We start from the raw sequence: 10754 nt of genomic DNA on the forward strand, positions 1-10754 counted from the left end.
AGCCTTCAACCTCAAGCTTGCTTGAGGTCAAGCTCCCGCCGCCCGAGGGCCAGGGACACCGCCGTCAGGGCGCTGTTGAAGGAGACCTCCGACAGCACGCCGGGGACCGCGACCTGGTCACCGGCGAGGTAGACACCGTCGCCCCGGTCCACGGCGGGCCGGTCACGCCAGCTGGTGCCGGGCAGGTCGACCGCGCCCGTACGGCCGGCCGCGACGGAATCGCGCCGCCAGGTGACGCGCTCGCGCCAGCCCGGGAACCCCAGGTCGAGCAGCTGCTCGGCGCGGGCGGTGCCGTCGGCCTTGGACTCGTGCGGGGCGAGGGGGATCTGTCCCTGAATGAGTTGCTCCCCGGCCGGGGTGAGGCTGCGGTCCTGCGCGGTGAACCGTTCGAGCCAGCCGGGCGCGTCCAGGTCGGAGACCGCGAAGGCGTCCCCGCGCCGGGTGCGCACGGCCAGGTCGATCAGGGCGGTACGGCCGCTCGGCCAGGTCAGGGAGTCGTCGCCGAGCAGCCGCCGGGCGGCGTCGAGGGAGGTGGCTACGACGACCGGTGTGTCGGTGGGGAGCGTGTCGACACGGGACAGGGTCTCCATCCGGACGCCCAGGTTCCAGGCCCGGGCCGCCATCCGGTCGATGATGCTGCCCCAGCCGCCGCGCGGGTAATGGGCCTCGGGCGGCAGCTTGGTGGCCCGGCGCAGACGCTCCTGCACGAACGCGGCCGACAGGGAGCCGGGGTCGTGGTGGAAGAGGGCGACGGCGGAGTAGTGCGCGGCGGCCCGGGCGCCCTCCTCGCCCGCGACGCCGGTCGCCCAGGTCAGGAAGTCGACGTCCACGGGTGCCTGCCGGGCGGTCCGGCGCAGTAGCTTCAGCATGGGGAAGGGCGGGGTGCGGCGCAGCACGCCGTGGTGCCGCAGCCGTAGCCGGGCGCCCTCCAGGGGCGGGATCGGGGCGAGCGGGCCGATGAGGTCGCGCTGCTTCAGCCAGGCCCAGTGCGGGCCGCCGTTGTAGAGGGCGTGCGGGCCCTCGTTCGTGCGGTACGGGCCCTCGGCGGTGCGGGCCCGGCCGCCGAGGGTGTGGTGGGCTTCGTGGAGGGTGACCTTGACGCCCGCCTCGGCGGCGGTGATCGCGGCGGTCAGTCCGGCGAAACCGCCGCCGATGACGGTGATGCGGTGGTGCATGGCTGGGATCTCCCTTGAGGCCTGAGGTCGACAATCGCCTTCGGGATTACGACCGTTCGCGGGGGCCGGAATGTGACATGGCCGGTGTTCGCGCAGGTCAGGGGGTGTTGTCAGTGGTGGGGTGCAGCATGGGGACATGGCGAGGAGAGCGGCGGGCGGTCCGGGTGCGACCGGCGGTACGGGTGTGAAGGGCGCGCGGCGACCGGAGGTACGGCTGCCCGCGCTGGAGCCGTACGGGGGCGGTGAGCTGGAGCCGGACGGGGACTACGACGGGCTGGAGTTCCGGGACGCGGATCTCACCGGGCAGGACGGGGCGGGGGCCCGTTTCATGGACTGCGCGCTGACGGGGTGCGCGCTGGACGAGACCCGGCTGCGGCATGCCCGGGTCCTGGACTCGGTCCTCACCGGAGTCCGGGGCGTCGGCACCGACCTCGCTGAGGCGACCCTGCGGGACGTGGAGCTGACCGATGCCCGGCTCGGCGGACCGCAGCTGCACGGGGCGGTGCTGGAGCGGGTGCTGATCCGCGGCGGCAAGATCGACTATCTGAATCTGCGCACGGCCCGGCTCAGAGACGTCGTTTTCGAGGGCTGCGTCCTCGTCGAGCCGGACTTCGGGGGCGCCCGTCTGGAGCGGGTGGAGTTCGTGGACTGCGCCCTGAAGGGCGTCGACCTGCACGCGGCGACCCTCACGGACGTCGACCTGCGCGGGGCCGCGCCGCTGGAGATCAGCGGGGGTCTGGACCGGCTGTCGGGGGCGGTGATCAGTACGGCGCAACTGCTCGATCTGGCACCGGTGCTGGCGATGGAGTGGGGGATCAGGGTGGAGGGCTGATCGCCACATGCTCATGGCCGCGCGCTGACCTTCGCGCGCTGACCTTCGCGCGCTGGCCTCCGCGCGCTCACCTCTCGTACCAGCCCCCTGACCCGGCCCGCTCCGGCCAGTCGTAGGACTGGTGCAGGCCTATGAGGGCGTTGACCAGGCGGGGGTCGAGTTCATGCCGCAGCAGCCGGTAGTCCTCGGCCACCGCGCGGAAGACGAGGTGGGCGCGGTGGGAGCCGTCGCGCCAGGTGATGCGCCGGGGTGGGCGGGGACCGTCGTCGCCCTCCGCCATCAGGATCCAGATCAGGCACAGCAGTTGGACCGGCAGCCCGAAGGGCCACCACAGCAGCCAGCTCCACAGCCGCCCCTGGTACCCCTGGAGGACCGGCCCCGCGACCGGTTCCACGGTCCAGCGCCGACGGCCCCACCGGAGGGCGCGGCGGCGCCGCAGGGTGATCCGCCCGAGCGGGACGCCGTACGGATCCAGGACGTGGTACACCGCCGGGCGCCCGCTCAGCCGTGTGCCCAGGGCCTGCTCCGTGACGACGCGGGCGACCGGCGCCCCGTCCTCGGCGCGCAGCTGGAAGGCCCGCAGTGAGCGGAGCCGGTCGGGGGCGGGGCTGTCGGGGTCACGGCAGAGCCGGGCGGACGTGCCCTGCGGCGTTCCCTCTCCGCTGACCACGGCCGGTGGGTCCACCTTGTAGTTCAGGCCGTAGGTCACTCGCCGCTGGGTCATGCGCCCGCTCTCCCCCGTGTCCGCTGCCGGTCGTCGCGGATGATCGTGTCAGCCCGGTGGCGGACCCTCGTCAGGAGACCCGGGGAAAGCGCGCCTGGAGCGTCCAGATCGCCGGGTTCTCGGCGAGGTCGTCGTGCAGATCGGTGAGGTCGGCGATCAGGTCGTGCAGGAAGTCCCGGGACTCGCGGCGCAGTTCGGTGTGGGAGACGGTGAGCGGGGGCTCCTCCGCGCGCATCCAGTCGGCCTCGATGTCCACCCAGCCGAAGCGGCGCTCGAACAGCATCCGGTCGGTCGACTCGGTGAAGTCCAGCTCCGCGTGCTGCGGCCGGGACGCCCGCGAGCCCGCCGGGTCCCGGTCGATCCGCTCCACGATGTCGCACAGCGCCCACGCGAAGTCGAGCACCGGCACCCATCCCCAGGCTGTGGACACCTCGTGGTCCGTCTTGGTGTCCGCCAGATAGACGTCACCGCAGAACAGGTCGTGCCGCAGGGCGCGGACGTCCGCGCGGCGGTAGTCGGTCTGCGGAGGGTCGGGGAAGCGGTTGGAGAGGGCGTAGCCGATGTCGAGCACGGGTGTGATGCTGTCACGGCCCTCATAGGATCGAGAGCGTGGCCCGGTCCGTACGTCTTGTCCCCGCCCTGCTCGTCTCCGCGCTCGCCCTCACGGCCTGCGGCGGGGTCCACGGCACCCCGGGCGGTTCCGGCGTACGCGACCCGTACTTCCCGAAGGCGGGCAACGGCGGCTACGACGTCACCCACTACGGCCTGCGCCTCGCCTACGACCCGGACGCCCACCACCTCACCGGCACGGCCACCCTCACCGCCCGCGCGACCAAGGACCTCTCCGCCTTCGACCTCGACCTGAGCGGCCTGGACGTCGGCAAGGTCACCGTCGGCGGCGAGACGGCCCGCTGGAACCGGGCAGGCAAGGAGCTCACCGTCCGGCCGCGCAAGGACCTCGGCAAGGACGAGACGTTCCGCGTGACCGTCCGCTACTCCGGGGCGCCCGAGACCGTCACCGACCCGGACGGTTCCCAGGAGGGCTGGCTGCGCACCGCGGACGGGGTGCTCGCGCTGGGCGAGCCGACGGGGTCGATGGCGTGGTTCCCCGGCAACCACCACCCCTCCGACAAGGCGGCCTACGACCTCACGGTGACCGTGCCGCGGGGGCTCCGGGCGGTCTCCAACGGGCAGTTGCGCGGCATCACGACCGCGAAGGACGGCCGTACGACATTCGCCTGGCACTCCGCCGAGCCCATGGCGAGCTACCTCACCACGCTCGCGATCGGCCGCTTCGACATCACCCGCTCAACCGCCCGCTCCACCGCCCGGGACCGTCTGCCCGTGTACACGGCCGTCGACCCGGACGAGAAGGAGGCGAGCCGCGCGGTGCTCGCCCGCATCCCCGAGATCCTGCGCTGGGCGGAGAAGCGCTTCGGCCCGTACCCCTTCTCCTCCACCGGCGCGATCGTCGACCGCGCGCCCGAGGTCGGCTACGCCCTGGAGACCCAGACCCGCCCCGTCTTCCCCGGCGCCCCCGGCATCACCCTCCTCGTCCACGAACTCGCCCACCAGTGGTACGGCGACTCCGTCACGCCGGAGAGCTGGCGCGACATGTGGCTCAACGAGGGCTTCGCGACGTACGCGGAGTGGCTGTGGCGGGAGGACCACGGCGGGGAGAGCGCGCAGGAGTCCTTCGACGCGCTGTACGAGAACGGGGAGAAGACGTACAAGGACCTCTGGGCGTTCCCGCCCGCGAAGCCCGCGGATGCCGCGAACATCTCCGGCGACCCCGTCTACCAGCGGGGCGCGATGGTCCTCCAGAAGGTCCGCCAGGCGGTGGGTGACGACAGGTTCTTCGCCATCCTGCGGGGGTGGGCGGCCGAGCATCGGTACGGGAACGCGGACACGGCCGAGTTCACGGCGTACGTCGAGGAACAGGCGCCCGGGGAGGACTTCGAGGGGATCTGGGAGGACTGGCTGTACGGGGAGGGGAAGCCGGAGCGGCCCTGAACGGCCTGGTGCTACGGCGTGGTCAGATCCTTGCGCAGGACCGCGCACGGGCGTTTCAGCCGCATGTCCTCGCGGTGGTCGATGACCTCGTAGCCGAGAGTCGTCCAGAAGGCGAGGGCCTTCGGGTTGCCGGCCAGGACGGCGAGACGTACGGCCGTGCGGTCCGCCGCGCGGAAGCGGTCCTCCACGAGAGAGGCGAGACGGCGGCCGTGGCCTTGGCCGTGCAGGCTCGCGTCCACCATCAGCAGGCCGATCCAGGGGTCCGGGTCGGCGGGGTCGGGGTGGTGGGCGAGGGTGATGGCGATACCGAGCAGGCGACCGAAGCCGCGGGCGAGCAGCACGGCGACGTCCGGATGGGCCCATTCCTCGGCCAGGGCGGCCGCGACCTGTTCCGGGCGGATGTCGTCCGGGTCGGGGAAGTCGCCGCTGAGGGTGTGGAACTCGTGGTTGGCGGCGTAGAGGGCGGTGAGTTCGGTGAGCAGGGGAGCGGGGAGTGATTCGCCGGGGGACGGTGGGAGCAGGGGTTCGAGGATCATCCCCGGAACGTAGCGCGGGCGGCTCGGTCGTCGTGGGGCATCCGCCATATGAGAAGAGGGGCTCCGTCACCTCAGCAGTGGGGCTCCGCCACCCGAGAAAAGGGACGGAGCCCCCGGCCTCTTTCAAGGCTCGGGGGCTCCGTGGGCAGAACAGGCTCGACGTCCGTCAGACGTTCACGCCGAAGTCCTGGGCGATGCCGACCAGGCCCGAGGCGTAGCCCTGGCCGACGGCGCGGAACTTCCACTCCGCGCCGTTGCGGTAGAGCTCGCCGAAGACCATGGCCGTCTCCGTGGCCGCGTCCTCCGACAGGTCGTAGCGGGCGATCTCGGCGCCGCCGGCCTGGTTGACGATGCGGATGTAGGCGTTGCGGACCTGGCCGAAGTTCTGCGAGCGGTTCTCGGCGTCGTAGATGGACACCGGGAAGACGATCTTCTCGATGTCGGCCGGGAGGGCGGCGAGGTTGACGTTGATCGCCTCGTCGTCGCCGGCGCCCTCGCCCGTGCGGTTGTCACCGGTGTGGACGATCGTGTTGTCCGGGGTCTGCTTGTTGTTGAAGAACACGAAGTGGGCGTCCGAGTAGACCTTGCCCTGCGTGTTGACCGCGATCGCGGAGGCGTCGAGGTCGAAGTCCGTGCCGGTGGTGGTGCGGACGTCCCAGCCGAGGCCCACGGTGACGGCGGTCAGGCCCGGAGCCTCCTTGGTGAGCGAGACGTTGCCACCCTTGGACAGGCTTACAGCCATTGTTGGGAGTCCCTTCCCTCGTTTACGTACGGCAGTACGGCAAAGAAGCTGCGGCAAAGAAGCTACAGCTACCCCCCTGAACGTAGAGAGGGGTACGCGAGGTTCCAGCTCCTTTACTTTCTTTACTCGCGATTATTGGGATGACGTGGACGGGACAGAAGCGGGAACATGGACGGCATGTCTGGTCCCCACGTCATCCGCGGCTCCGTCTCCCTGCCCGAGGCCGAGCTCATGTGGCGTTTCTCGCGCTCCTCGGGGCCCGGCGGACAGCACGTCAACACCAGTGACTCCAAGGTCGAGCTGAGTTTCGACCTGGCGAGGACCGAGGCGCTGCCCGAGGTGTGGAAGCAGCGGGCGCTGGAGCGGCTGGCCGGGCGCCTGGTCGACGGGGTCGTCACCGTACGGTCCTCCGAGCACCGGTCCCAGTGGCGCAACCGCGAGACCGCCGCCGTACGCCTCGCCGCCCTCCTGGCCGAGGCCACCGCACCCCCGCCCAAGCCCCGCAGGAAGACCCGGATCCCCCGGGGTATCAACGAGCGCCGGCTGCGCGAGAAGAAGCAGCGCTCGGAGACCAAGCGCGGCCGAACGGGCCAGGGCTGGAGCTAGCGCCTGTCGAGGGCCCTACGTCAGCTCCAGCAGCCCCACCGTTTGGCCCCCGCTGTTCTCCCCGGCCGGGCGGAAGCCGAGACCCAGGTAGAAGCCCTCGGGGCCGTTCGGTCCCGGGTGCCAGGTGACGTAGAACTTCTCGGTGCCGTGCCGGCGCAGCTCGGCGGCGACGGACTCGACAGCGAAACGGCCGTACCCCTTGCCCTGCTCCCCGGCCGCTATGTTCAGCCGCCACAGGCCCGAGCGGAAGTCGCTGCCGTCCCCGTACCAGTCGATGCCGAGGCAGGCCATGAGGAAGCCGACCGGGCGGTCGCCGTCGACGATGAGGCGGGGCCACGCGATGGCGCCGTGCGCGTACGCCTCGGCGAGTGACTTCACGACCGGGGCGACCGCGTGCTCCTGGTCGGGGCGGACGCGGATGCCGAGCGCGGCGTCCAGGTTCCCGGCGGTGATCTCTTCGAGGTGGAGGCCCGTCGTCGTCATGCGCGCACCCTAGGGTCGGCGATCAACCCCGGGCCACCGGATTTCCGCTCAGCCCAACTGCCGGTACCGCCCCCGGAAGTACGTCAGCGGCCCGCCCTCCGCGCTCGGCACCCGGGCCGTCAGCACGCGGCCGATGACCAGCGTGTGGTCCCCGGCCGGTACGCGCTGCTCGGTGCGGCACTCCAGGACGGCCAGGGCGCCGCCCACCAGGGGTGCCCCGCTGTATTCGCCGCGCGTGTACGGGATGTCGGCGAACAGCAGCCGGTCGCTGACCCGGCCCTTCATGGCGAACCGGCCCGCGATGTGCCGCTGGCTCTCGGACAGGACCGAGACCGCCCACTGGGGCTGTTCGTCGAGCAGTTCGTCCATGCGGGAGCCCTCGCGCAGGCTCACCAGCACCATGGGCGGGTCCAGGGACACCGACATGAAGGCCGTGGCCGTCATGCCCACGTCCTCGCTGCCCGGCGCCGAGGGGTCGTCCGGGTCGAGCGGCGGCTCCTGCGCGGTCACCAGGACCACGCCCGAGGCCAGCCGGGACATGGCGGCGCGGAACTCGTCGTTGCTCACCCCCTCAGCATGCCCGGAGGCGGGTGACGGAATGATCGGGGACGTGGCGGCGGGAGTGTTCGGCACATCCGAAACGCTAATCTCCGCCCCGCGCGCCGCGCATCGGGCTCCCGCCTGATCACGGTCCTAGGACTTCCGGCGGATCGGACTATGCAGAAACTCCAGGCAATTGTTCAGCTTTGCCTGTGACTTGAGTCACAAGGGGCAGTAATTGTTGACCCTGTGTACCGAGTGAGCAGCGCGCTGTGATTCAGTGGCGGGGAAGCTGCCAGGACGAACGCCGATGAGAACCCTTGATTCGCTGCGAGGTCTCGGGGGGAGGGCGAGCATGGAGACCGAGTCGGAGCCCTACGTCCGCCTTGCGTCCCTGCGACAACTGCACCAGGTCATGGCCGACATGAACACGGCCCGCAGCCTGGCCGACACCCTGCAGACCGTCGCGGAGGGCGTCGTCGCCGCTCTCGGCTACGAGATGGCGTGCGTCAACCTCGTACGCCCCGACGGCGACCTCGTCGTCGCCGCCTTCGCCGGGAACCCCGCCGCTGAGGCCCTCATCACCGGCCGCGTCGGCTCGCGCGACTCCTGGGAACGCCGCCTCGGCATGGGCGAGCGCTGGGGCGACCTGGTGTTCATACCGCACACCGAGGGCTGGGTCCTCGACGACGACGACGTCCCGCAGTGGTACACCGACGGTCCCGCGCCCCGCTTCGAGGACGAGTGGCATCCGGCCGACCGGCTCTTCGCGCCCATGTACGCGCCCGGACCGCAGGGCAGCGCGGCCTGCGGCGAGCTGATCGGCGTGCTCTCCGTGGACCGCCCGCGCAACGGCCGCCGCCCCGGCGCCTGGGGCCGCGAGGCGCTCCAGATGTACGCCTTCCAGGCCGCCATCGCGATCAGCAACGCCCGGCTGCGCGCCAACATGCAGCGCGCCCTCGTCCGGCTGGAGCGCGAGCAGCAGGCGCTGCGCGCGAGCGAGGAAAGCTTCCGGCAGGCCTTCGAGTACGCCCCGTCCGGCATGGCCATCGCCGAGATGGGCGGCGACCAGCACGGCCGGATCCTGCGCACCAACGACGCCCTGTGCCGGCTGCTGGGCCGCCCCGCCTCCGCGATGCGCCGCTACTCCTTCTCCGACCTGGTCCACCCCGAGGACATAGGCACCCTGCTCCGGACCTCGGCGGAGGGCGGCCGCGCGGAACTCCGCCTCGGCCGCCGCGACGGCACCTACGTCTGGGTCAGCCTCCGCAACTCCGTCGTCGCCGACGCCGCCGACGGCCCCCGCTTCCTCCTCACCCACGTCGAGGACATCGAGGAGCGCAAGCGCCGCGAGCTGCAGCTCGCCCACCGCGCCTCGCACGACTCGCTCACCGGCCTGCCGAACTCCGCCGAGCTGCGCTCCCGCCTGTCGTCGAGGCTCTGCCAGCGCGCCGCGCCCCCGCACTCCGCCGTCGCCGAGTCCCATGACGCGGCCTACGGCCACCCCGCCTTCGACGTCGTCGGCCCCGGCTTCGACTTCCGGCAGTCCGCCGAGCCGTTCGGCGCCTACGACCACCATGTGCACACCGTCGCCCCGGACGGCGACCAGGACGACGGCACGAAGGGCCTCGCCGTCCTCTTCTGCGACCTCGACGGCTTCAAGTCGATCAACGACCGGTTCGGGCACAACGCGGGTGACGCGGTTCTCATCGAGGTCGCCCGGCGGCTGAGCGGCGGCGTCCGCGACGGCGACACGGTCGCCCGGCTCGGGGGTGACGAATTCGTCATCCTCGCGGACGGGCTCGGCCGGGCCGACGCGCAGGACCTCGCGGTCCGCCTCCGCAACGAGATCATCCAGCCCATCCGCGCCGAGGGGCGTGCCGTCCGGGTCGGGGCCAGTTTCGGCATCGGATGGGCACACTGTGGAATGACGGCGGACGAAGTGTTGAAATCCGCTGACGAGCGGATGTACGTCGAGAAACGATCTCGTCCCAAACAACACAGACGCGCTGGGTGAACCCGAGGTCAGCGAGTCGATGCGGTCTGAGTCACCTGTTTGGGTCACTGGGAGCGGGTAGGCTCGCTCTCTCACGACCCGTACCGCATTGCACCGCACCTGACTGAGGAGACCAAGGGATGACGCCCGGCAACAACGGCGCGAGCACGCCCGAGGACGACGACCCGTTCGGCTATCTCTACGCCGACGGGCAGGCCAACGGAGCCCAGCCGCCGTCCGGGGGCTACGGCTACCCGAACTCGGTCAACCGGGTGCGTGCGGTCGGTACCCGCTCCTACGGCCAGCAGTCCCAGAACGCGCAGGTCCCCCAGCAGCAGGGCGGCTACGGCCGGCCGAACGCGCACTACGCGGCCCCCGAGACCCTGCCCGGCGGCGGCGGAGCCACCACCGCCCCCCAGCACCAGGTCCCCGGCGGAGGCGGCCGCGGCGGCCGCGGCCCCAACACCAAGGGCCTGCTGATCGGCGCGATCGCGGTGGTCGCTGCGGTCGTCATCGGCATCGGGGTGGCCATGATGGGCGGTGACAAGGACGACAAGAAGTCCGAGGACCAGGCCGGCTCCGGCCAGAGCCAGTCCCAGAGCGCCGAGCCGACCCCGTCTGCCAGCAAGAGCGCGGCGGGCCAGGTCGAGCTGCCGAAGGCCGACGCGAAGACCCTGCGCCTCAGCCCCGGCATGTCGACCGCGTCGGAGTTCAAGGGCGCGAAGGCCGACGGCGGGGTCTATGTGACGGGCTTCAACCAGGTCGGTGCCAAGGTCACCTGGACGGTGGACGGCATCGAGAAGGCCGGCACCTACACGCTCTTCCTGAACTACGGCGTCCCGGGCACGGACGCCGACGCGACCCTGGTGGTCAACGGCAAGGCCGACAGCAGGCCCATGAACATGAAGAACTTCGGGAACACACCCAAGGGCGACTGGGAACAGGGCTGGAAGAACACCTACGCCACTGTGAACCTGAACAAGGGCACGAACACCATCGAGCTCGCCTGCAACGAGGGCAACAAGTGCGACGCGGTCCTCGACCAGATGTACCTCAAGAAGGGTGCCCGGACGAGCTGATACGCCGACGGCGGCCGTCCCCCACACC

Annotated in this window: 12 protein-coding genes; 5 read left to right on the forward strand and 7 right to left on the reverse strand. The window is 71.3% G+C overall.

Going from position 1 to position 10754, the window contains the following annotated elements:
* Nucleotides 1-11: 11 nt before the first annotated feature.
* Nucleotides 12-1175, reverse strand: a complete 1164-nt coding sequence (locus ACFT4A_RS39465) for an NAD(P)-binding protein (protein WP_382840656.1) — start codon at nucleotides 1173-1175, stop codon at nucleotides 12-14.
* Nucleotides 1176-1311: 136 nt separating this feature from the next.
* Here ACFT4A_RS39465 and ACFT4A_RS39470 point away from each other — a divergent pair, with 136 nt between their 5' ends.
* Nucleotides 1312-2007 carry a pentapeptide repeat-containing protein gene (locus ACFT4A_RS39470; protein WP_382840659.1) on the forward strand — a complete coding sequence of 232 codons (696 nt, stop codon included), beginning with the start codon at nucleotides 1312-1314 and terminating at the stop codon, nucleotides 2005-2007.
* A gap of 67 nt (nucleotides 2008-2074) precedes the next feature.
* On the opposite strand, the gene ACFT4A_RS39475 is transcribed toward ACFT4A_RS39470, so the two are convergent.
* Together ACFT4A_RS39475 and ACFT4A_RS39480 are read right to left on the reverse strand one after the other, a co-directional pair.
* Nucleotides 2075-2731, reverse strand: a complete 657-nt coding sequence (locus ACFT4A_RS39475; protein WP_382840662.1) for a hypothetical protein — start codon at nucleotides 2729-2731, stop codon at nucleotides 2075-2077.
* Nucleotides 2732-2801: 70 nt separating this feature from the next.
* On the reverse strand, nucleotides 2802-3302 hold the full coding sequence (locus ACFT4A_RS39480) for a hypothetical protein (protein WP_382840665.1): 501 nt from the start codon (nucleotides 3300-3302) through the stop codon (nucleotides 2802-2804).
* A 38-nt stretch (nucleotides 3303-3340) separates the two neighbouring features.
* On the opposite strand from ACFT4A_RS39480, the gene ACFT4A_RS39485 reads away from it, so the two are divergent.
* A complete protein-coding gene (locus tag ACFT4A_RS39485) occupies nucleotides 3341-4744 on the forward strand; it encodes a M1 family metallopeptidase (protein ID WP_382840667.1) in 1404 nt (467 codons plus the stop codon).
* An 11-nt stretch (nucleotides 4745-4755) separates the two neighbouring features.
* On the opposite strand, the gene ACFT4A_RS39490 is transcribed toward ACFT4A_RS39485, so the two are convergent.
* Complete coding sequence (locus tag ACFT4A_RS39490) at nucleotides 4756-5280, reverse strand: GNAT family N-acetyltransferase (protein WP_382840670.1); 525 nt, start codon at nucleotides 5278-5280, stop codon at nucleotides 4756-4758.
* Between the two features lie 166 nt (nucleotides 5281-5446).
* Complete coding sequence (locus ACFT4A_RS39495) at nucleotides 5447-6022, reverse strand: TerD family protein (protein WP_382840672.1); 576 nt, start codon at nucleotides 6020-6022, stop codon at nucleotides 5447-5449.
* A 168-nt stretch (nucleotides 6023-6190) separates the two neighbouring features.
* Here ACFT4A_RS39495 and arfB point away from each other — a divergent pair, with 168 nt between their 5' ends.
* Nucleotides 6191-6628, forward strand: a complete 438-nt coding sequence (gene arfB / locus ACFT4A_RS39500; protein ID WP_382840675.1) for an alternative ribosome rescue aminoacyl-tRNA hydrolase ArfB — start codon at nucleotides 6191-6193, stop codon at nucleotides 6626-6628.
* A gap of 15 nt (nucleotides 6629-6643) precedes the next feature.
* Here arfB and ACFT4A_RS39505 read toward each other — a convergent pair whose 3' ends face one another.
* On the reverse strand, nucleotides 6644-7111 hold the full coding sequence (locus ACFT4A_RS39505; RefSeq protein ID WP_382840678.1) for a GNAT family N-acetyltransferase: 468 nt from the start codon (nucleotides 7109-7111) through the stop codon (nucleotides 6644-6646).
* 48 nt (nucleotides 7112-7159) lie between these two features.
* Nucleotides 7160-7744: a flavin reductase family protein gene (locus ACFT4A_RS39510; RefSeq protein ID WP_382840680.1), complete on the reverse strand. Its 585-nt coding sequence runs from the start codon at nucleotides 7742-7744 to the stop codon at nucleotides 7160-7162.
* 262 nt (nucleotides 7745-8006) lie between these two features.
* Here ACFT4A_RS39510 and cdgB point away from each other — a divergent pair, with 262 nt between their 5' ends.
* Together cdgB and ACFT4A_RS39520 are read left to right on the forward strand one after the other, a co-directional pair.
* A complete protein-coding gene (gene cdgB, locus ACFT4A_RS39515; RefSeq protein ID WP_382840683.1) occupies nucleotides 8007-9668 on the forward strand; it encodes a diguanylate cyclase CdgB in 1662 nt (553 codons plus the stop codon).
* Between the two features lie 119 nt (nucleotides 9669-9787).
* The gene (locus tag ACFT4A_RS39520; RefSeq protein WP_382840687.1) at nucleotides 9788-10726 is read left to right on the forward strand and encodes a carbohydrate-binding protein; all 939 of its coding nucleotides are present in this window, start codon (nucleotides 9788-9790) and stop codon (nucleotides 10724-10726) included.
* Nucleotides 10727-10754 lie beyond the last annotated feature (28 nt).

Source organism: Streptomyces sp. NPDC057099, assembly GCF_042671245.1.
Lineage (GTDB): Bacteria > Actinomycetota > Actinomycetes > Streptomycetales > Streptomycetaceae > Streptomyces > Streptomyces purpurascens.